Here is a 22,334-nt window from a genome sequence, read left to right as displayed (position 1 = left end):
ACTTTTATAATTAGATTATCCCTCTATACATTAGTTATTTTACTAAAATAAATTGAATTTAGACAAATCAAATTTTGACTTGAATATCCATCTATATGAACAATTAAAGTCACATTTTAACATATAAAAAACCCTTAACTATCTAGTTAAGGGTTTTAATATCACTTAAAAACATATTCCTAATTAAGTGAATTGTTTCTTTAATCAAATACCTTCGGTAAGAGGAGAACGACCATTATTTTTTAATAATCGATTACAAGATTCAACCGTTACATTTGGTGATGTTGCTATACGCAAAAATTCCTCATACAATAAATGTAATGGATTACCCATCCATAAACTATGAAACGCTGATTGTAATAAGCGCTCACTAAACCGGTATGGAAGAGAAAGACCAATACAAATAGCAACCACCATTTCTATAGTAGGTTTCATCTTATCATTTCTAATCTTAGAGATGGTCTCAGTAGCCACACCTATATCAGCCGCTAGTTCTTCATTTTTAACATCGAATTCTTTCATCAAATATTTAAGTGCCTCACCAAGTTGATATGGCATCTTTTGCAATAACTGACCCACTTCTTCGTAATCCTTTAGTTGTAAACTATCTAAATTTACATTTTTGATAATAACTTTTTCTAGCAAAGCTGGACGATTTAATGAAGTCATCATCTCAATAGCTATTTCAGTCTGAGCATAATTTTTAGTGAGAACTATACAAGCTTCATCCATGTGCTTTCTGGCATAGTCAGTCAATACCATTTTAAAGTCACCCTTTTGTGCCTTTATTCTTAAATAGTCAGGGTGATTTTTACAAAGATGAGATTCAACATAAACCAAGGCTCCATATTCTAAGGCTTGACGTAATTTAGGGTTTTCTTGCTTTAGTTTTTCCAATTCTTTTTCACTAATGCAAAACGTTTGCTTAGCATTTAGAAAACCTGATTTCCAACTATGAGCTGGTACATAGGCTGAATCTACCCACTCATAAACTCCTCTAGCCAACTCATAACCTAAGTGTGTCAAACGAATTTTAACTGCTTGTCGAGAGACTCCAAAAAAGTCTTTCAATTGATTAATGACTTTCTTCATTATAAGCAGTTCATCTGCCTCTGGATAGAGTTGTTTTTGCTCTTCAGTGACTTCTTCAACCTTTTTGATAAAGCTTGTTTTAGGCAAAAGAACTTTATTTGCAATACTATTAGCTTGATATTCAATATAGCTATGGCTATCAGCCTCAATTTGATGACTTGCGACTTCTAAGTCCTTATGAGCTACACGGTGCAAATGCCAATGTAAACATTCGTGCACAATTGTATTTGCCAAAACACCTTGTTTCTGATGACGAGAATGAGATTTGTTGATTAAGATTGTTCCTGCCTTAAATTGTGTTTCAGGATCATCTACAATATAAATCTTTCCAAGAACATCTAGTGTATCTGTTTCAACTAACGTTAAGTTCATTTTATCAACTAAAGCCATGTAATCCAACGGTTGAGGGGTTACTGGGTTTTCGGGGAAATAACGACTAACAAATCGCTCTGCTACCCACTCCAGTTCATCTGAAGCGAGTTTAAACTGACCTTGTCTTTTTTCATAGACAGATTTAATCTCACTTTTTTCAATCGGCTGACTTACGTTCAAATCTAAGACAACTTTCAGTAGGCAACGTCGCATGGCAGCATCTGTATTTGGTTGATACGTCTCACGATTATATAGGTAGCACTCAATTTCCAAATCAAGAGTAATTGTTTCTAAAGTTGATTGCAAGCAAGTTACTGATTCGTAGCTTGCTCCTTCAATCACATATTTTTCTGATAGAGAATACTCATCTAAACAAGTTCTAAGAGCTTGATGATACTTTTCTTTTAACGTGCGTTTCAGTTCTTGATTTTCTTTTAAGGGTTGAGCACTTCCATTTTCAAATCGGGCTAAAAGTTCTTGACGTTGCTCTTCAAAGAGACCTCCTTGATGCAATCGCCTGATTAGCTAAGTTATCTGCTCGATCATTATAAGTCACGCCAGAATGTGCTTTAACCTTGATGAAATCAATATCTAAGCCATCTACAAGTTCTTGATAACGTTTAACGTAGTATTTGGAAATTGGTTTTTCTGCCTTCCAACCTCCAGTTACCCATTCTTCAATTCCTATATAGTCATAATAGATGGCTGCACTTGTATAACCCTGTTCTTTCATCCATGTTAGCGCATGAATAACAGAGAGCACTTCACCTGCAACTTGATAACTCTCTACAAAGCTATCGTCTTGACTTGGAATCGCTAATTCTTCAATGACTTGGTCGTCTTTTAGGATAACAATTCCACTACCATAGATTTGAGATTCTGAATCAAAAGAACCATCTACATAGATTTCTAATTCTTTACTTGTCATGTCAATCATTTGTGCATCTTTTGGCAACATGTAGGCTTCTGCCTCTTCCAAAGTAGGAAAGCCTTTAAACTCTGCATTAGAGAAGCTTTTCACTTCTTGTTCAGCTTCTGGCCAACTAGTATAGATTCCAGGTTTTCTTCCGTTTCTTACTGCGTAGTATCTATTTTTCGCCATTGTTATTCCTCCCAACGTGCTTTCTTTTGTTTTAATCCGACTAGACCAAGGAGTGTAACTCCAATAAGAGCAAGGAAACTAGTTTCTTTTACTCCTGTTTGTGGCAAACGTTTTTCTGTGTTTGTATCATCAGTTACTGGCTTACTCATTGCTTGATTCACTTTATTGACTAATTTTTGATAGTCTTGTGGGTTGCTTTGAGCAAAAGAGTTCATTATAGGTTTATGACGTAATGTCTCAACTGGTTTAGTTTCCGTTGGTGTAGTTGGTACTTCAACTGGTTTAGTTTCAGTTGGTTTCACTGTTTCAACTGGTTTTGCTTCAGTTGGCTTAGCTGGGGTTTCAACTGGTTTTACTTCAGTTGGTTTAGCTGGTGTTTCAACTGGTTTAGTTTCAGTTGGTTTAGCTGGTACATCAACTGGTTTAGTTTCCGTTGGTTTAGCTGGTTCAACTGGTTTTGCTTCAGTTGGTTTAGCTGGGGTTTCAACTGGTTTTGTTTCAGTTTGTTTAGCTGGTACTTCAACTGGTTTTACTTCAGTTGGTTTAGCTGGTGTTTCAACTGGTTTAGTTTCAGTTGGTTTAGTTGATTCAACTGGTTTAGTTTCAGTTGGTTTAGCTGATTCAACTGGTTTAGTTTCAACAACTTCTTCACCCTTACTGTCAGCTAACAGGGCTTGTGCGTCATAGATGCCTTTAAGCTTGTTGTAGGTGTTAACTGCCTCATCACGCGCAAGAAGGGCTTCTTTTAAGGTTTGACGCTTAGCTTCAAGACTAGCTAGGGCTGCGGTTAGGCTAGCGTCTGCTGCGACTTTTTGCTCACTAGCTTTAGCAACTAATGCTTTAGCTTTGGTAAGGTTTGCCTGTGTTTCAGCTTTTAGAGTTTCAGTGTCTGACTTAACCACAAAACGGTAAGTGCGGCGTGGACCTGCGACTACTTCTTTACCCTTGTAGTATTGCACAAAAGTTGGGTCAACTTTAGCTGTTGAGTTAACAGAACCATCCATGTTGTAGGTAGTTGCTGTCAGGTTTTTGTCAACCATGGCGTAAGACAATTTGTTGAAGTTGGCGTCAAAGCGACTACCACCATTAACTTTGTTATTTGTGAAGTCTTCATCCTTACGGCGAGCCTCTAGTGTATTATCATACATGAAGGTCATAATAGCTTGGTAAATACCATTTGGATTAGTTTGGTCTTCGTTAGCATTTTTAGCTAGACCTACGCCAACATAACCCACACGACCCATCATGGCTGTGCGGTGACCGACAGCGCGTGCTTGAGTGAATGGGTTGCTTTCCGTCTTACCAGTTGTCATATCAATGAGTTGTTGGCGACGCTCGTTTGACTTTAATTCAACATTACGTGTATCAGCAAACCATCCTAGGAATAGATAATTAGCTAATTCTTTGTCTGAGCGAATGTTACTGTATGATGTGTCCGTTGCAGATAATTGATTAAGCTTTTTACCAGCAACATGTGCAGCTAATCCGTCACTGTAGGCGTTTTCATTTTTTTCAAAAAAAAGAACACCCTGACTGGCGTTTTCTGTAGACTTCACTTTATCTTTAGTGATAATTTCACCGGAACGATCAGTCATCCAGTAGTTACCGACTTCATCATTGTCTGTGTTTCTCACGTATAGTTTTGATGAATGCGTCATTTCATTACGCTCAGCGTTTTCTTCAGCACGGGCTTGAGCAGCACGAATGGCGTCACTATCTGCGACAACATTTGCCGTAATACCGTTCGCTTCGTTAAACTCGTTGATGTACTTGGCCATATACTCAGATACTTTTTCCATATCTGGGGTGTACTCAAAATCACCAGTTTCTTTAAGTGACTTGGCTTGTTCGGGGGTTAATTCAACCACTTCTTCAACCTCGCCCGAGTATGACCATGAGTTGTTAGGGTCGCCAACAACATCACTACCTTTGATAGTTACGCCCATGTACTCTTCATCTTCTGTTTTGATGGTGACACCTTGGGCTTTTGAAAACTCCTCTTGTGGTAGGGATACTGAATCCTTAACCATAAGGGTTTCTTCTACTGTTGGTGCTGTTTCTATTTGAGTGGCTTGTTCTTCAGCTTGAGCAAGAAGGGTTTGCGCCGTTTCAAGATTGGTAGCGGCTTGTGTGCTATCAGCTTGAGCCGTATCGACAGCCGTTTGAGCGGTATCAACGGCTGTTGTTGCGACCATAACTTGGTTGCTTGCGGTGTCAACCGTCGTTTGTGCTTCTGTGACCTGCTCAGCAGTCACTACAGCTTCTTGCGTTTGGGTTTCAGCGACTGGTTGGCTAGTAGGTACTGCTACTTCTTCGGCTTTTACATTACTTGCTAAGCCAAGTGTTGCGATGGTACCAGCAGCTAGGATTGTTTTTGTTTTTTTTGTGATCATCCTTTACTCCTTTCAACATGATGATTTTAAAAAATGTTTGCGTAAGCACTTAATGTCAGATTTAGACCTTTGCCTACTTTTTCTGATAGATTGGCCTACTCTCCTCCCTCTCTATCAGCTATTCAATTGTCAAAGATCTATCTCACTTAAGTCTTACATCATCAGTTTATCATAGGCACATGACCCCTTGTTAAAGGTGGTGCATATAGGTTCAAAATACATCTAAAAGGGGTACCCCCCCCCCCCCCCCCGATTTTTGATTTTTGCTACCTATAGGTTGTCTCTATTTTTGGTTGAGGCTTAAATATGATATGATGAAAAAAAGAACAACAGGAGGAAATGATGCCTCATCATTTTGGAAAAGTTTTTCGTCAGTTGAGAGAAAAAAGAGACTTATCAATCAAAGCTGCCGCTGGAGAAGTCGTTTCTGCTCAATTTTTAGGACGCTTTGAAAGAGGAGAAAGTAGTATTAGCTTAGAGAACTTCTCACGTCTTTTGATTACTATTGGTCTTGATTGGGTGGATTTTGCTCAAATTCATCATCAGGATAGACTCTATCAAGGTAGAATTGCTATGGAAAAGTTAGCGATTAGCCCAATTGAAGTTCAACAACAAGCCAAAAAAGTCAGTTCTGATATGGAGAACATTAGACAAGACAATCCTTTCCAGTATGACTTGGAACAAAAACTCTTTTATTTAAAGGCTAGGGGACAAGTTGAAAACTTTAAGACTTATGAAAAAGAAATTAGACACTTTATCAATGAGATAGAAAGTCGAGAATACCTTAGCTTACTGAATCATATTGAAACAGATTTTTACTTGTGTATTATTGAAGCCTGTCCTTACCAGTTTGTCAAACGAATGACTAAACACTTTCTTGAGGTTTATTCCAAACAAAGTACACTTGAACAAGTAAAAAGTGCTCAACGAATCCTGATTGCGACTGTGGGCTATTTTTCTAAACGTGGTTATTATTTACGAGCAGACTTGTTAATTAAAAAAATTAGGTCAAAACCTTATCTTTTTAAATATCAGCAAACCTATGAAATGATTTGTCTTGAGATGGAAGAAACTTATCATCTATTACGTCAAAACAAAGTAGAAGGACTTTCAAAAGCTCGGGTGATTATCGAGTGGTTAACATTAAGTCAACAGTTTGAACCCCATTACCGAGAAGAATTAGCCTTATTTCATCAAAAAGTACAAGAACTCAATTATACCGGAAAAGAATTGTATGGATAAGAGAGTTTTATTTGACAAAGTATCATTTGTAATCTATACTTAAGATAGTAAACATCGTTAACGATGATAGGAGTGACGGTTCTGACTCCTTTACCAAATAAAAATTGACCGAAACGATGATAGGAGTGACGGTTCTGACTCCTTTACCAAATAAAAATTGACCGAAACGATGTTAATGATAGAGAGTTCCTCTCTATCATTTTTTACATAAGGAGTAATAAAGTTGACACTTCAATATGAACAAGAACTATATACTTTAACAAGTGATTTTTACAAAGATTATCCACACAATAGATTTCCTGAAATTCTAAAACCTAGTGGAAATCGTACTTATAACTGTATTGTTGTTGAGTATAAAGATTATTTTATTTGTGTTCCATTTCGCAGTCAGATGAAACATCGAAATGGTTATCATTTTAGAAATACAAGTCGCTCACGTCGTTCTCTCTCTGGTCTAGATTATTCAAAAATGGTAATCATACAAAATTCAGCTAGATATTTAAGTACAAGCCATGTGCTTATCGATAAAGATGAATATATTGAAGCAATGAGTCAATCAAAACGTATTATTTCTGAAATGACAAGATATTTAGATGATTATATCAATCATAATCAGCATCATATCACATTAAATAAACAAAAATATCAAAAAAGATATGCTTATTCAACTTTAAAATATTTCCATGATATATTACAAATTCTTTAAATCAAAAACTGACAAAAAAAGACCTTAATGGTCTTTTTTCTATTACTATGAAAAACTAGTCAACTCTTTTCTTGTCAGAATACTTTTTGAACTCTTTGTTTTTTAGCTCCATATCTACCTCTAACAACCTAGCAAAAGCTGGGTTGTTTTTTCTTGTCAAAGTACATATCTACTTCTTTTTTAAAAAATAATTAAATTTTTTTTCTTATTTTTTGACCTGTGAGGTCATTTTTCTACTGTAAAAATAAAGATTTTAACTTTTTATAACCTGACTAAAAGCTTATAAATCGTTTAGTTATACGCTTTATAGACCATGACCTGAGAGGTCATGGTCTTCTTTTCTTATCTGTTTTATGATGAAAACATCAAGGAATTATTCTTGATAAAAAATAATCACAGTTCTATATGATGCGCATCAAATGGACGGATTGAAACTAATTATGATGATATGACGATAACGGTCATATCTTGCATAAATGGTTTTGCCGTTTATTTGGCGTACTTTTATGCCAAGGCGTTCAAAACTACTGCTCATAACTGTTTCTATTTGTCCTATAAAGAAACTGTTAGAAAGAGGCATAGTATGTCTAAAGTAACAGAACGCCGTCATCAAAAAATAATAGAAGCTGCAAATAATGATGATTGGAAAACAGTCTCACACTTACTTAATCAACCATTAGACAATCTTAAACGTCAAGATCGCAAATATCACTTACTTAGTTTGGATGCAACTATTGAACGATTAGGAAGACCTACTAATATTATTGACATGTATTCAGATTATCGCCATGAACCTCTGAAACATTTACTTCTAAAAGAACAAAATGAACGGATTTGCCGAGCTTTATCAACACTGTCAATAGATGATTTACATATTGTCATCGAAATCGCTATTTACAACACCTCTACACTTCAATTAACCAAAGAAACTCGATTCAAGAGTCATAAAACGGTTAAGAGCCATTATCAAAAAGCTCTAGATGTTTTAAAACAAGAGTTAAAAGATTATTTCTAAAAAATTTAAAAATAATTACCAATTACTCTAATTATTTCTCCTGATAGATAAGGAGGTAAAAATGTATGACTTAATCTATTGTCCAGCTCATGACATTAAACCGAGCATGTCGCTCTACACTAAACAAACAATAAATAATACACGAGGTATTTAAACTATGAAAATGAGACCACAATACCGCAAAAGCGGATACTCAAACCAAACAGCAGAACAATATGTTGACCTTCAAGCTCCTATCCACTTGCTTAGTAACGAGCTTGAACCCCAACAAAAATTTGAAGATGGAAGACCAACAAGTGAAATTGTCGCCTACAAAACATGGTTTGGTCAAAAAGGACTACCACCATTTCAAGTGAAATTCCTTGAAAAGCCTGACCTTCCTGAATATCTTTCTCTTGTTAGTTTTGATAACTTACAGGCATGTGAAGTAAGCTATAATGTTTACTTCAAAGCTGACGGATTGAAAGAGGTTAAATAATGGTTTCTACTACAGACACGACCCACTTGCAATCTTATTTGCTCCAGAGTCTCAATATGGCTCTGGGAATCCAAGGAGAAACAAGTTATACTAATAGCTTCAATATTGTTATTAGAGAAGATGGATTTATCTTTATACCAAGGATGCCTTGTGCTTATATCATTGACGATGAACTTTACAATAAAATCTTCTTGATTGCTAATGCTTCACTGTATCCTAGATATACGTTATTAAAGCAAACAACTGCTTACTTCATTCCTTTAGAAACAGATGATATTCATGCTCAACGTGGTTTATTTTTTCCTTGGAAAAAAGGAATATCAGAACGTTTAGTAATTGCTGATCTGGATAAGTACACTGCTCACTTGCCAAAACATCGAATTCCAATTATGAAAAACCTTACAATTGATTATAATAAAGTCACTTCTCTTGCTATTGCTGGTAACTCAGGTTCTGGCAAATCCTACGCTCTTACTTATTTATTAAGTGTGTTACAAAACATCTCTGACTTAATTATTATTGACCCTAAGTTCGATTCCCCGAGCCGTTGGGCACGTGAACACAAAATTGGAGTTATCCACCCCGTAGAGAATCGTTCTAAATCTGACTTCTTATCCGAAATCAATGAAAGTTTGAGTCAATGCTTAAATCTCATACATAAACGTCAAGGAATTCTATTTGAAAATCCACATCATGAGTTTAAACATCTAACTATTGTTATTGATGAAGTGCTTGCCCTGTCAGAAGGCGTCAATAAGAATATCAAGGAATCCTTTTTCAGCCTCTTATCAGAAATCGCCTTACTTGGAAGGAGTACTAAAATCCATTTACTCCTTGTCAGTCAACGGTTCGACCATACTACTATTCCAATTTCCGTCAGAGAGCAACTTAACGTTGTAATACAGATTGGCAATATAAATCGAAAGACCACGCAGTTCCTCTTTCCTGATTTAGACCCAGAAGGGATTGTAATTCCAGTCGGTAAAGGGACAGGTCTGATACAAATTATTGATAGCGAGCACCCTTATCAAGTATTACCGCTATTATGTCCTACATACTATACAAAGAAAGGCATATTATGAAAAAAACTTATTATCAAAAAACATTCAACATTTGCGTAAAACTATTTATTTTAGGAATAATATTTACTATAGGTTCAATAGTTTTTTATATTAGTATCGATTTATTGCAAGGCATTACTTATTTAACAGTTCTAACTCAATTTCTAACGACAATCTATATAGTTAGTGCTCTCCTTGCTTTTCTCTCAATTTTGATCTTCATATTGTTAGTTGGTCGTGAAATATCTTTACGGATAGAACAAGACAGTTTAACAAATCTTCTGAAATCCATTTGGCATACTATCACTATGAGGCAATTTTTGACAAAACATGATCACTCTAAAACCATAACAACAGTAGGGCAAGTAAAAACACCACATTATAACTCTAAAATTAAGCTATTCAATAAGGCAATTCAAAAAACTGTTGTAGATATTCGAGAAGATAAGGTTGTATTATTAATCAGAGTGCCAAAAACCCAAGAGGCTTTAGACATTCTTAATAATATAGACTCTGCGATTCATAATGAAATCTCAAATCGTTTACCTGATTATTACTTCTCACAATCTGAGCGTCAAGGTAACTATCTGTATTTTATCGGTACTAAGCGAAAATAGATATAAAGAACAGTGCTGTGGCTCACGAAGTGAAAGCCAAACAGCACTGTTCTATATTCGGGATGTTATGGGGGTTACTACGACCCCCCATAACATCAATAATCAACAATCAGCAAAATTCAATCTAGAAAGGCAAATATTCTATGACAAAAGAAAAACGTTCAAACAAATGGGCATTTCTACTTTATCAAGATAGTACCCCTAAAAACTACCTTGATATTCTTGAAGATATGCACATCCCATTTATCCTGAGTCCTTGGCACGACAAGGACATCAATCGACAAACAGGAGAATTCAAAAAAGCACATAAGCATGGTGCATTATTCTTTGACTCACTGAAAAGCTATTCACAAGTATCTGAGTTATTAACTGAGAAATTAAACACGCCAGCTCATATCGAAATCGTCATGAGCCCAAAAGGGATGTATGACTATTTTATCCACGCTAACGACCCTAATAAGACACCTTATGATATTAACGATATTGAATTCGGTTGTGGCTTCGACTTAGACAAGTTTTTAATTAGCAATAATACTGATGGATTTATTACCTCAGTCATTGATATTATTGAAGAGAATAATTTTACGGAATTTAAAAATTTGGTGCTCTATGCACGACGTGAAGATGCTAAACTCTTAGAATTCATAATGGAGAAGACCTATTTTTTCTCTCGATATTTGGATTCTAGGAGACATGATAATAGAAAAGAGGATTACTAACATGACAAAAACTAACGAACATATAAAGTTAAATCAAATTGAACAACTTCTAAATTATCTCATTACCCTAATACAAACTCAACAACAAGAATTAAAAAGCAATGGACTGGTTACTCAAAAGGAATTATTAAAAATTCTCAATATCTCCCCGAACACACTAAAATCATGGGAAAATACAGGTCTTAGACGACTAGAACCTCCCATTGAAAACACCCGAACTGTCTATTATAAAATGGAAGATGTGATCAATTATTTAACTCCTTAATCTAAAATATGCTAAAATAAAACTATCACATTAAAAGAAATGTGAAGGTCTTATTTTAGCCTTTTATATATCCGATAAAGAAGGCTAACGTGAAAAAAGAAATTATCATCCATAACAATCGTAAGATTATCAAGACAACTAAAAACAACGGTTCTGTAAGCTACACTCAAAGAGGCGTTTATATAGGAATTGATGTGAAAACAAATAAAAAGGTGACATCATCTCTCACTGCCAAAACTTTAAGAAGTCTTGACCGAAAAATTATCCAAGCTAGATTGGATTTTGAAGCAAAAGGGTCAACATTAAAAGAAACAGTAGTCATCAATAATTTTGAAGAACTGGCTGAAGCGTGGTTTATTAGTTTCGTCACTTGGGTTTCTTCTCAAAATACTATCAATCGTGTTAGAAGCTATCTTGACACTTATATCATCCCTAAATTTGGAGAATACAGACCTGATGCCATCAAATCTGCTGATATTCAACTATGGGTCAATAAACTCGCTCAACAATCAAAAAAATCAGTTGAATCTGGAGTAAAAAAATCAAAAAAGGGGCACGCCAAGGACTTTGGAGCAGTTATTCATAAGATGAGTGATATTTTTGATTTTGGTATAACCAACTTTGAACTTTCTCATAATCCTGTAAGAACAATCAAAATTCCACCAAAACCAAAGTCATCTAAAGAACGGGTACGAGTCTTACATGAACAGGAATTATCAAGATGGCTTAATTTTTTAAACGATCTACCAGACACGCGAGCTAATAGGCGTTTCAGAATTATTTGTGATACACTCTTAGCTTCAGCACTACGTATTAACGAACTTCTCGCTCTAACTATTCACGATTTAGACTTTGAAACAAATGAAATTATCGTTAATAAAACTCTCATGTGGCGAGCAGGAAATCAAAAACTCGGTATTAAAGGGGAAATGATTTGTAAAAATAGTGCTAAAACTGATTCAGGAAATCGTCGAGTTGCTGTTCCTCGACAAATTCTTATAGATTTACAAACTTTTTACAATGAAATGAGCAATTACTTCAAAGAACATAATTTACCTTGTGTTGATTTGATTTTTCCAACTATCTATGGTAACTATATGTGTGATAGAAATGAACGAGCAACTCTGAAAAAGCGTTTAAGTGAGTTAGGGTTACCAAATTATGGTTTTCACCTTTTCCGACACACACACGCTTCTTTAATGCTAAATGCTGGTGCAAATTGGAAAGAACTTCAAACAAGAATGGGACATAAGTCAATCAAAACTACAATGGATACCTATGCTGAACTAGCTCCTAAAAAGAAGGCTGAAGCAGTTGATATTTATCTTCAAGAAATTGCTAGACTTACAAGTTGATTTTATGACTACATTTTTGACTACATTTTCTTAGTAAAAAAATTAAAAATACTGATATATCAACATTTCTAGCACGCTAAAATAAGATTTCTAACCTTTACAGAAGTTAAATAATTAAACAAAAGCACCTAGGACATATGTATGTCCTAGGTGCTTTTGTTTAATATATATGGAACTTATAAAATAATTTCAATAACATTTTTTACAAGCCTAGCAATGCTTCATAAATCTGCTATTTTTCTATTGCTTTCCTCTATGATTAACTATCCAAATATTATAATAAGTTTCTACAATAAAAAACCTACCTAATTGGTTGATGAGAAATTATAGTAAGTGACTTGACAGTTCTACATTTTTACGATAGAATGGTAGAAGTTATGGCGGTATAGCCAAGTGGTAAGGCACGGCTCTGCAAAAGCTTGATCGTCGGTTCAAATCCGTCTACCGCCTTTCATTTCCTGTTTTATCAGGTTTTATCCGCTTAAAAAGCCCTTAAAATCGGGCTTTTTTATTTTTTTAAGCAGATAAAGCAGGATAAAACACAAAAAGTTTTGATTCAACTAAATTACTAGTTTTCAACAATCGTAGTACTTCTGCGCGTGCCTTGTTAGCATAGTATGGTGCTCCAAATTCCTTGTCACGATTGACTTGAACTGCAATGACAACTTCGTTTTCTTTAATTTCAATCATACCTACATCAGCAGTATTTTCTGGATGGTAAAAATATCTTTGAACACTAGAATTTTTTATTTTTTCTAATCGTATCATGACTACTCTTCTCTTGATTTACTAAAAATAACTTGTTTATAAATTAAATTATCCTCCATATATTCTATTGTAAAAGTATCTAACATTTTAAGTCCTCTTCCTAGTAACAATATGATGAAACCTATACGCCTTATCCCCAATCAAAATCTTAGTATCTGGTTTTGAATAGCGAAAGTCAGGATTTTCAACAGTAACAGATACCAAACCTAAAGATTTTAATGAAGCAGTTGAAAATCACTTTATTTTTCATTTCTTACTTCCTATTTTCTAATAACTAAAAAGCTAAGATATTTTCTTAGCTTTTTATTGTATCCACAGCTTACTTAAAAACATATAAAATCAGTAACGCCAAGCTACTCATTACAAAACCAACTGACCAAAAGAAAGCATCAACTTTCCATTCGCTCCATGGCTGTTCTTTACCAGAAAAACCACCCAATTCAAAATGATGGTGTAACGGTGTCATACGGAAAATACGACGACCTTGACCATATTTTTTCTTGGTATATTTGAAGTAAGCCACCTGTAACATCACTGAACTAGTTTCACACACATAGACAAAACCAATCAATAGTAGCGTCCATTCTTGATTAAGGGCAATGGAAATGGTTGCCAACAAGGCACCTAGAGCTAAGCTACCAACATCTCCCATAAAAATTTTGGCTGGTTTTTTATTGTAAAGGAAGAAACCAAGTAGGCCACCAATGGTACTAAGAATCAAGAGAAGAACATCATACTGTTTTTGTACCACAGAAATGACCCCATAGGCAGCTAAACTAATGACCACTGAAATCGACGCTAGACCGTCAAGACCATCGGTTAGATTGACTGCATTTGAAAAGCCAACAATCCAAAATAGCACAAAGGCGAGATAGAAAACGCCTAAATTTAATTCCCAACCAAAGAAATTGAGCGACTCTGCTCCACTCGGACGAACATAAACAAAGTAAAATAGTAAACCAGCTAAAATCTGTGCTAGCATTTTTTGCTTAGGAGTCAGACCTTCATTGATTTTCTTGAAAATTTTCAAAAAATCATCTAAAAAACCAACGGTACCATAGATGACCACAACCAATAAAATAGCTAGTGGCTTGGCTAAGTTTGTTCCTTGATTGAACAATAGGGTAAAGAACAAACTCACTAGCACCGTTGTTGTCAAAAAAACCACACCCCCCATTGTTGGGGTACCTGCTTTGGCGACATGCTGTTTGACGTCCTCATGCATTTGCTGACCTGCAATTTTTTTCTTTTGGAAAAAAGCCATAAAATGTGGCATGGCTACCACTGTCAAAACGAAGGTTAACCCTCCTGCCATCAGGCTTATCAACATGTTATTCTCCTAACCTTATTGTTATTTTTTTAACTTTACTAATCAGCTCACCTGGATTGACACTTTGCTTGGTCACTCGAGCTGAGGCAGATTGACTGCCTTTATAAGTGATTTCAAGATTCAACCATTTGGCAAAGACTTCAACATTTTGACGAGTCCAACCATACATATCTGGTAGATTCTCCAAATTACTGGTCAAGAGCAGAATTTGCTGATTTTCATTGAGATTGCTGCCAATCTTGGTTGATACCTTGTTAATCTTACTTCCTGTTCCTAGAACAACGGGTTGGACTAGGTTACGACGCAGCTCATCTGCAGTATCACCAGGATTTGTACCGATAATTTCACCTAGTTTATAAGGTGTTTGATTTTTCTTACCGTTTGGCACAGCCTCTAAAATGGTATCTTTCATCAACACTGCTTCTTCTAAGACTGGATTGATCACATCACGCCAGAAAAGACCTGACCATTCTTTTGGTTGTTGAAGGGTCACATACATGACAAAATCTGGATTATCAGACGGGACCATGGCCACCACCGAATAAATATAATCTGTTGCTCCAGTCAAGTAACCCGAACCATCTTCTGCTGCAATCTCAGCCGTCCCAGACTTAACGGCAACGGATTGATTGCCAACTTGGATAATAGGACCTTCTGATTTTGAATAAAGCGTACCAAAATCTGGATCAGTACCAACCGTTACCATGTAATCACGAGTTTGCTTGGCTGCTGTTTCAGAAACTGGATTACCCACAACTTCTTTTTGTGCTGTTCGTGTGGTTTTCGTGTTTGGATCATAGATTTTGCTAATAAACTGTGGCTCCAGCATGATTCCATCGTTAGAAATTGCCGTAAAAGCTCTTAACATCTGAGTTTGGGTAACGGCAATCCCTTGACCAAAAGAACTCATGGCAATACTAACAATGTTATCTGATGGCAAAAGACCTGTTGCCTCGCTCCCCATTCCAAAACGTGTTGGGAAACCAAAGCGGAATTTAGCTAAGTAATTAAGCCACTGATCGTCACCCATTTTTTGTTCAAGAAGAGCCATACCGACGTTACTAGAGTAAGCAAATCCTTGAGCAAAGGACATATAGCCCCCTGTTGATGTTCCGTCATTGATTGACCAATCTTGAATAGTTGCATCAATAATGGTCAATTTGGTATTGTCATAAATTTCATTTGGATTAAAGACACCGGCATCAATAGCTGAAGCTAGGGTCATGACTTTCATGGTCGAACCCGGCTCGTAGTTAGTTTGATAAAGGGAACTACGCCAAGTAAAGTCCTCAGTTAAACCCTCTTTAGTATCCGCATTAAAGGTTGGTCGCTGGGTCGTTGCTAAAATCTCACCTGTCTTAGCATGAACCAAGGTCGCACTGGCTTCCACCCCTTGTGCCTTGGATTGAAAAACATCCATCTGTGTTTCTAGATAGCGTTGAATTGGCTCTGAAATTGTCGTGTAAACATCTCGACCGTCTATTGCCTTACTCACCTGAACACCTGTTCCTAATAAGGTATTGCCATTTTTATCTTTTTGATAAGTAATTTGACCGTCTGTTCCAGACAAAATATCATTGAAAGCAGCTTCAAGACCAGTTGTTCCGACTAATTTTTTATTACCATTATCATCTTCTTGAGTTTGAGCCAAGCCGATAAACTGAGAGGCAAAGGTTCCATTAGGATACATCCTACTGGTACTGGTTTCAAAAGAAAGCCCCTTAATATCAGCGGCTTCTGCAGCTTTTTTGATACTACTCATGGTGCTATAAGTCAGATTAGACCCCTTAATACCAAAATAAACTTGAACCAGTCCTTCTTGATTGAGTTGTTTAAGGACATAGTCTTTTTCCAACTTCAAATACTTTTTGAAAATGTCAGCCACTTTGTCATATTGACTAGATTTGATAAATAATTCTTCGCCACTGGCTGTCACATAGTTTTGATCAAGAATGGCATATACCGTATAAGTGGTCGAATCTTCTGCAATCACATTACCATTACGGTCATAAATAGTCCCACGCTTGGCAGCAACTGTTTGGGTTCTTTGATAAACCTGTTTTGCCCCTTCTGATAAATCTACTCCAAATTTTTTATCCGTTCCAATAATCACCACAAAATTGATGATAAAGATAAAAAACATGAAAATAGCTAGCAACATCAGGTTTTGCCCAACATGAACACGGTTTTCTTCTGGCGTTTTTCTATCTGTTACGACATAACGCAAAAAAAGATTTCGTAACTCTTTCATGCCTACTCCACCTTACCAATATTATCATGCTGGATACTCAAACCAGCTTCTGTTGCAATCTTTGAAATGCGATCAAAACGATTAAGCTCGTTGACCTCTTGTTTGGCGTCATTAAGCTCAGTTTCTTTTTCACTAATTTGATTATTCAAAATTGTCACTTCCTGTTGCAGTTGTAACATCCGACTTTGAAGATAGACAATGCTAACTGCCATCATCACTGCTGTCAATACAATCGATGCATAAAAAGCCTTTTCTATTCTTGATAGGGTACGGATATGAGCCTGCACTGCTTGTGACAAGGCTTCCTGCCGTTTCTCTCTGGTCATATGTCTTTCCTAATTCTCTCAATCACACGTAATTTTGCCGAATGAGCACGATTATTATCTGTCAACTCGGTTTGACTTGGCAAAATCGGTTTTCTGGTAATCAGTTGATACTGAGCCTGTAATTCATCAGGGATAAAAGGTAACCCTTTTGGAATATCAAGACGACTCACTTCCTTAAACAGTTGCTTAGTCAAGCGATCCTCTAAAGAATGAAAAGTAATCACTGAAATACGTCCTCCCACTACCAACAAATCTAAAGCCTGCTGTAAAGAATCTTCTGCAGCTCCCAATTCATCATTTACCTCAATACGAATAGCCTGAAAAATTTGTTTAGCTGGATGTCCCTTTTTCTTAAGCTCTTTAGCAGGTTTCGCCGCCTTAATCAATTCAGCAAGCTGAGTCGTTGTTTCAATGGGTGCTGCTTGACGAGCCTGTTCTATTTTCCTAGCTACCTGTTTAGAAAATTTATCTTCACCATAACGGAAAAAAATCCGCACTAAATCATGGTAGTCATAAGCATTGACTACCTCATAGGCTGTTAAGGTTGCATCTTGATTCATCCGCATATCCAAAGGAGCTTCCTGTTTATAAGAAAAACCACGCTCACCTTGGTCTAACTGCGGACTGGAAACACCTAAATCATAAATAATACCGTCAATTTCACTGACACCATGTTGGGCAAGCCGACTTGACAAATGCCTAAAATTATCCTTGATAAAGGTCACCTGTCCACGCTCAACAAATTTTTTTAACCTCACTTGAGCATGATCAATAGCTGTTTGATCCTGATCAAAACAATAAAGGTGACCTTGATCGCCCAATTGTGACAGTAAATACTCACTATGTCCTGCTCCCCCTAAGGTCGCGTCAACATAAATCCCATTTGGTTTAATCTTTAACTGATCAACCGTTTCATGTAGTAATACGGTTACATGATGAAAATCTTTAGTCATATCTCTATTTTACCATATTTTAGTCATTTAATAAATCAAAAGAAAAATACCAGCTGCATTTAGCTAACTGGTATTTTGCCATTAAGAACTTATTCTGCTGGGCTTGTTTCAGTTTCGATAACTTCTTTTGTTTCTGCATTAAGAATGTAGTGGTAACGTGTACCATTGCTAACAAAGTCCACATCAAACTGTTGAACACCATCTTCAGTTTCTAACTCGCTACCAACAACTTCTGCATCTGCTTCAGTAATACCTGCGTCAGCCAAAGCTGCTGCTACAAGTTTATTTTGATCTGCTGAAGATACTGTCGCTGTAGATGTTGATGCGTCTTTTGAATCAACCATCTCAGAAGCATTTTCAATCACTTCTCCTGTTTCAGCATTCAACGTGTACTCATACTCTTGACCAGCACTTGTGAAATCCACTTTAAAGACATTCACACCGTTTTCAACATCTTTTTCCACTGAGGTCAAAACTGCATCTGCTTCAGAAATACCTGCTGCTGCTAAGGCTGCTGCAAAAGCTGTGTCTTTAGTCAAAGTTTCTGTTGCCGTGCTTGCTGAGGCATCAGTTGATGATGAAGCTGTCTTATCAGACGAAGATGATGACGTTGTTGATGAAGCAGACTTGTCTGATGAAGTTGATGCTTCTGATGAACTTGCTGAACTACTTGAAGAAGTAGTTGCCGTGTTGTTATTGCTACCGTTCAAAAATGAACCCGCACAAGTAGAAAGGCCTAGTAGAGCCAAGATAGCGACCACTGCCGCGACTAAAAGTTTTTTCATAATAACTTTATCTCCTTTTTTATTACTTAATCATTCTAGTCTATCTTGAAAAAACTGTCAAGAAATTTGACCAGAATAAAACTAGATTGATTCCCCAACCTAGTTTTATGATAAGTCTTAGTCTTTATCATCAAGCGAACGACCATGTAGGCCTTTTTCACGTTGAATTTGTTTTAATTTTTCTGGGGTCAAGTCATTACCTTCTTCATCAACGATCTTAATCCCTTCGATATGATGACGGACGGCTCTGCGATAACCCTCGATATACTCCTCACGCAAGAGTTTTTGTTCAGCCAATTCTGCCTCAGTCAAACCTTCTGCTTTCTTCTTACGGGCTAGTTCATTGATGCGATCAATTTTTGCTTGTTCCATCTTATCTCCTACTTTGTATTTAGTTGGTTAAAGGCTGCCATTTGGCAAGCGTAACGGGCTAGACTAGCCAATAAGCTCAAACGATTGTTTTTGACAGCTTCATCGTCAACCATAACCATAGTTTGATCAAAGAACTTAGTAATGACAGGACTCAGGCCAAATAGCTGGTCTAGATTAGCTGCGACATCGTCAGTTAATTGTAGGTCTTGAATCGCTTGATAGAGTGCTTTTTCTGCCTCATTTTCAAATAATGCTGACTCAACCGTCTGACCTTCTGCTTTTTCTGCCAAATTAAAGACACGAGCTAAACTTTCTACGGCTACCTTATAGTCAGTTTGTTCTGATTTTGCAAGCAAGGCTTTAGCGGTTGCAAAAAGATTGCTCACAATCAGGCTTGAACTAGCAAGAACAGCTTCACGAATATCTTTTGTAATACCCTCATCTGCCATCAACCTATCCAAACGGGCTTTGATAAAGCTCATAACGTCGTCTTTATTCGCATAAGTCTGGGGTGAGAACGTTTTTTGATACAGGTTATTGACAAACTCTGCCAAATCAAGTTTCCACTCTTCTTGATCGAGAATCTTAACCAAACCTTGTGTCGCACGGCGAAGAGCATAGGGGTCATTTGACCCACTTGGAATCAAGCCCACACTAAAGAATGACAACAGGGTATCCAATTTATCAGCCACGGCTAAAATCGCTCCGAGCTGGCTAGCTGGTAATTCGCCATCACTACTTGTTGGCAAATAATGCTCACGAATGGCTTGGGCAACAGCCTTATCTTCACCTGCAAGTAGGGCATATTTTTCCCCCATTAAGCCTTGAAGTTCGTCAAATTCACCCACCATGCCAGTCATCAAGTCAAATTTATAAATGGCTGCTGCTCGCTCTAACTTGCTTTTATCTGTTTCAGATAAGCCCAATTCAGTAGCCAACTTATCCGCAATCAAGCCTGTGCGTTTCATGTGCTCTGCCAGAGAACCAATCTTTTCATGGAAGGTTACCTTATCTAGTTTTTCCACTAAATCGGCAATCGAAAGTTTTTGATCTTCACGCCAGAAAAACTCAGCATCTTCCAAGCGAGCTAGAAGCACTTTTTGGTTACCCTTGATGACATTTTCAAGATGCTCAGCATTACCGTTACGAACTGAGATAAAGGCTGGTAAGAGTTGACCTTTTTTATCACGCACGACAAAGTAACGTTGGTGATTTTTCATTGATGTGACTAGGACTTCTTCTGGAACGTCTAGATATTTTTCGTCAAATTGTCCCATAAAGGCTGTTGGGTATTCAACCAAGTTTAGCACTTCGTTTAGAAGGTCTTCATCAATGTCAACTTGAATGTCATGCTTTTCTTCTAAGGCCTTGATTTGATCAAAAATCATTTGCTGACGCTCAAGTGGACTTGCAATAACAAAAACCGAACTCAAGGTAGCTTCATAACGATCACTAGTTGCGATTTCTACGTCATGGCCAAGGAAACGATGACCACGACTCACGCGACCACTCTTGATGTCAAAGAAATCTAAATCCAAGGCTTTGTCGTCCAAAAGCACCGTCAAGGTGTGAACTGGACGAATGTACTTGAAAGAATTAGATGCCCAAGCCATGCTGACAGGGAAACTCAAGCTCTCCAACACCTTAGGAAGTTCTGCCAACACTTGCTCAACAGGCTGACCTTTTTCGGTCTTGGTCACATATACGTAGTCTTCTCCCTTGATGGTTTCAAAGCGAATATCGTCTGTGGTCAAACCTTTACCACGCACAAAGCCTTCGGCTGCCTTGGTAAAATGACCAGACGCATCAAGGGCAATCTTTTTCGCAGGCCCCTTAAAATCTTCTGTCAAATCACTTTGCTCATCTGCCAAACCAACAACACGAACCGCTAAGCGACGAGGCGTTGAAAAAAGTTCAATCTTATCAAATGTCAAACGGTTGTCTGTTAGAAAAGTCGCCATGCGATTTTCAAGTTGTTCCATACTTGGCGTTACCACATAAGCTGGCAACTCTTCCAAGCCAATTTCTACTAATAAATTTTTTACCATGTTATTTCTCCTCTGCTAACAATGCTTGACGTGTTTCGTCATCTAGTAAAGGATAACCTAGGCGTTTGCGTTCTGCAACAAAGGTTTTGGCTACGTTACGGGCTAGGTTACGAATGCGAGCGATATAGCCAGCACGTTCTGTTACTGATACGGCTCCTCTGGCATCTAAAAGGTTGAAGGTGTGCGAACATTTCAAGACATAATCATAGGCAGGATGCACCAAGTTTTCAGCCAGACAGTTTTTGGCTTCTTGCTCAAATTTTTCAAAATTAGATAGAAGCATATCTTGGTCACTCAATTCAAAGCTATATTTTGAATGCTCATACTCGGGTTGGATGAAGATTTCACCATATTTCACGCCATCTGCCCACTCAATGTCATAGACAGACTCCACTTCTTGAATGTAAGACGCTAGACGCTCCAAACCATAGGTCACCTCAGCAGTGACTGGCCCTGTTTCCAAACCACCGACCTGTTGGAAGTAAGTAAATTGAGTAATTTCCATACCATCAAGCCAAACTTCCCAACCTAGACCAGCAGAACCTGTTGATGGATTTTCCCAGTTGTCCTCAACAAAACGAATATCGTGTTCTAAAGGATTGATTCCCAACAACTCCAAACTTTCCAAGTAAAGCTCTTGGATATTGCTTGGGCTTGGTTTCATAACCACTTGGAATTGATGGTGTTGGTACAAACGGTTTGGGTTTTCACCATAGCGACCATCGGCTGGGCGACGACTTGGCTCTACATAAGCCGCATTCCAAGGCTCAGGCCCAATCGCACGCAAAAAGGTGTATGGACTCATGGTTCCGGCTCCTTTTTCATTATCATAGGCTTGCATGAGCAGGCATCCTTGGTCATTCCAAAATTGTTGTAAGGTCAAGATAATCTCTTGAAAGGTTAATTTTTTAGACATAGTTTCCTCTTTCTATTGCTTTAATGTGGTGGCGATAGCTCGTTGACATCAACTTAGTAAACAAAGACCGTTATTAGACAAGAAAAACCACGCACTAGCCCCTGTTGATAACAGGGGCGTAGCAACGCGGTTCCACCCTATTTTATGACTTCATTTGTATTGATTAAA

21 protein-coding genes and 1 tRNA gene are annotated in these 22,334 nt (G+C 37.2%); 10 read left to right on the top strand and 12 right to left on the bottom strand.

Annotated features, from left to right (window positions below; all coding sequences use genetic code 11):
- Positions 1-204: 204 nt before the first annotated feature.
- The 3 genes from FRX54_RS03275 to FRX54_RS03265 are packed head-to-tail and all read right to left on the bottom strand — an operon-like array spanning position 205 to position 4,959.
- Entirely contained in the window at positions 205-1,977 is a 1,773-nt protein-coding gene (locus FRX54_RS03275; protein WP_146461023.1) for an XRE family transcriptional regulator, read from the bottom strand.
- Positions 1,955-2,566, bottom strand: coding sequence for a viroplasmin family protein (locus FRX54_RS03270; RefSeq protein ID WP_146461021.1), 612 nt, complete (start codon positions 2,564-2,566; stop codon positions 1,955-1,957). The genes FRX54_RS03275 and FRX54_RS03270 overlap by 23 nt, the downstream gene beginning before the upstream one ends.
- Positions 2,567-2,568: 2 nt before the next feature.
- Positions 2,569-4,959: an LPXTG cell wall anchor domain-containing protein gene (locus tag FRX54_RS03265; RefSeq protein WP_146461019.1), complete on the bottom strand. Its 2,391-nt coding sequence runs from the start codon at positions 4,957-4,959 to the stop codon at positions 2,569-2,571.
- A gap of 342 nt (positions 4,960-5,301) precedes the next feature.
- On the opposite strand from FRX54_RS03265, the gene FRX54_RS03260 reads away from it, so the two are divergent.
- The 10 genes from FRX54_RS03260 to FRX54_RS03215 all read left to right on the top strand — a co-directional run bounded on the left by FRX54_RS03260 (position 5,302) and on the right by FRX54_RS03215 (position 12,867).
- Positions 5,302-6,201 (top strand): helix-turn-helix transcriptional regulator, encoded by a 900-nt coding sequence (locus FRX54_RS03260; protein ID WP_186603328.1) that lies wholly within the window; start codon positions 5,302-5,304, stop codon positions 6,199-6,201.
- 223 nt (positions 6,202-6,424) lie between these two features.
- On the top strand, positions 6,425-6,907 hold the full coding sequence (tenpIN, locus tag FRX54_RS03255; protein ID WP_146461014.1) for a type III toxin-antitoxin system TenpIN family toxin: 483 nt from the start codon (positions 6,425-6,427) through the stop codon (positions 6,905-6,907).
- 583 nt (positions 6,908-7,490) lie between these two features.
- Complete coding sequence (locus FRX54_RS03250; protein WP_146461013.1) at positions 7,491-7,922, top strand: sigma-70 family RNA polymerase sigma factor; 432 nt, start codon at positions 7,491-7,493, stop codon at positions 7,920-7,922.
- A 163-nt stretch (positions 7,923-8,085) separates the two neighbouring features.
- Entirely contained in the window at positions 8,086-8,400 is a 315-nt protein-coding gene (locus tag FRX54_RS03245; RefSeq protein WP_146461163.1) for a hypothetical protein, read from the top strand.
- A complete protein-coding gene (locus FRX54_RS03240; protein ID WP_146461011.1) occupies positions 8,400-9,482 on the top strand; it encodes a cell division protein FtsK in 1,083 nt (360 codons plus the stop codon). The genes FRX54_RS03245 and FRX54_RS03240 overlap by 1 nt, the downstream gene beginning before the upstream one ends.
- The gene (locus FRX54_RS03235; RefSeq protein WP_146461009.1) at positions 9,479-10,078 is read left to right on the top strand and encodes a hypothetical protein; all 600 of its coding nucleotides are present in this window, start codon (positions 9,479-9,481) and stop codon (positions 10,076-10,078) included. Before FRX54_RS03240 ends, FRX54_RS03235 begins: the two co-directional genes overlap by 4 nt.
- A 143-nt stretch (positions 10,079-10,221) precedes the next feature.
- The gene (locus FRX54_RS03230; protein WP_146461006.1) at positions 10,222-10,797 is read left to right on the top strand and encodes a replication protein; all 576 of its coding nucleotides are present in this window, start codon (positions 10,222-10,224) and stop codon (positions 10,795-10,797) included.
- A gap of 1 nt (position 10,798) precedes the next feature.
- Positions 10,799-11,062, top strand: coding sequence for a MerR family transcriptional regulator (locus FRX54_RS03225; protein WP_146461004.1), 264 nt, complete (start codon positions 10,799-10,801; stop codon positions 11,060-11,062).
- A gap of 89 nt (positions 11,063-11,151) precedes the next feature.
- On the top strand, positions 11,152-12,417 hold the full coding sequence (locus FRX54_RS03220; protein ID WP_146461002.1) for a site-specific integrase: 1,266 nt from the start codon (positions 11,152-11,154) through the stop codon (positions 12,415-12,417).
- A 379-nt stretch (positions 12,418-12,796) separates the two neighbouring features.
- Positions 12,797-12,867: transfer RNA gene (locus tag FRX54_RS03215), tRNA-Cys, on the top strand.
- A gap of 66 nt (positions 12,868-12,933) precedes the next feature.
- On the opposite strand, the gene FRX54_RS03210 is transcribed toward FRX54_RS03215, so the two are convergent.
- The 9 genes from FRX54_RS03210 to glyQ all read right to left on the bottom strand — a co-directional run bounded on the left by FRX54_RS03210 (position 12,934) and on the right by glyQ (position 22,166).
- The gene (locus tag FRX54_RS03210) at positions 12,934-13,185 is read right to left on the bottom strand and encodes a hypothetical protein (RefSeq protein ID WP_146461000.1); all 252 of its coding nucleotides are present in this window, start codon (positions 13,183-13,185) and stop codon (positions 12,934-12,936) included.
- A 319-nt stretch (positions 13,186-13,504) separates the two neighbouring features.
- Positions 13,505-14,515 (bottom strand): phospho-N-acetylmuramoyl-pentapeptide-transferase, encoded by a 1,011-nt coding sequence (gene mraY, locus FRX54_RS03205; RefSeq protein ID WP_146460998.1) that lies wholly within the window; start codon positions 14,513-14,515, stop codon positions 13,505-13,507.
- Between the two features lies 1 nt (position 14,516).
- On the bottom strand, positions 14,517-16,766 hold the full coding sequence (gene pbp2X, locus FRX54_RS03200) for a penicillin-binding protein PBP2X (RefSeq protein ID WP_146460996.1): 2,250 nt from the start codon (positions 16,764-16,766) through the stop codon (positions 14,517-14,519).
- A 2-nt stretch (positions 16,767-16,768) separates the two neighbouring features.
- Positions 16,769-17,092, bottom strand: coding sequence for a cell division protein FtsL (ftsL, locus tag FRX54_RS03195; protein WP_146460994.1), 324 nt, complete (start codon positions 17,090-17,092; stop codon positions 16,769-16,771).
- On the bottom strand, positions 17,089-18,045 hold the full coding sequence (gene rsmH, locus FRX54_RS03190) for a 16S rRNA (cytosine(1402)-N(4))-methyltransferase RsmH (RefSeq protein ID WP_146460992.1): 957 nt from the start codon (positions 18,043-18,045) through the stop codon (positions 17,089-17,091). Before rsmH ends, ftsL begins: the two co-directional genes overlap by 4 nt.
- An 89-nt stretch (positions 18,046-18,134) precedes the next feature.
- A complete protein-coding gene (locus FRX54_RS03185; protein WP_146460990.1) occupies positions 18,135-18,830 on the bottom strand; it encodes a PepSY domain-containing protein in 696 nt (231 codons plus the stop codon).
- A 117-nt stretch (positions 18,831-18,947) separates the two neighbouring features.
- Positions 18,948-19,202, bottom strand: coding sequence for a DUF896 family protein (locus FRX54_RS03180; protein WP_146460988.1), 255 nt, complete (start codon positions 19,200-19,202; stop codon positions 18,948-18,950).
- A gap of 8 nt (positions 19,203-19,210) precedes the next feature.
- Complete coding sequence (gene glyS / locus FRX54_RS03175; protein ID WP_146460986.1) at positions 19,211-21,250, bottom strand: glycine--tRNA ligase subunit beta; 2,040 nt, start codon at positions 21,248-21,250, stop codon at positions 19,211-19,213.
- 1 nt (position 21,251) lies between these two features.
- Positions 21,252-22,166 carry a glycine--tRNA ligase subunit alpha gene (gene glyQ / locus FRX54_RS03170; RefSeq protein ID WP_146460984.1) on the bottom strand — a complete coding sequence of 305 codons (915 nt, stop codon included), beginning with the start codon at positions 22,164-22,166 and terminating at the stop codon, positions 21,252-21,254.
- Between the last annotated feature and the right edge of the window lie 168 nt (positions 22,167-22,334).

This window comes from Streptococcus sp. sy004 (assembly GCF_007859205.1).
Taxonomy (GTDB): domain Bacteria; phylum Bacillota; class Bacilli; order Lactobacillales; family Streptococcaceae; genus Streptococcus.
Note: the sequence above shows the minus strand (reverse complement) of the source record. Positions and strands in the feature narration are given on the sequence as shown.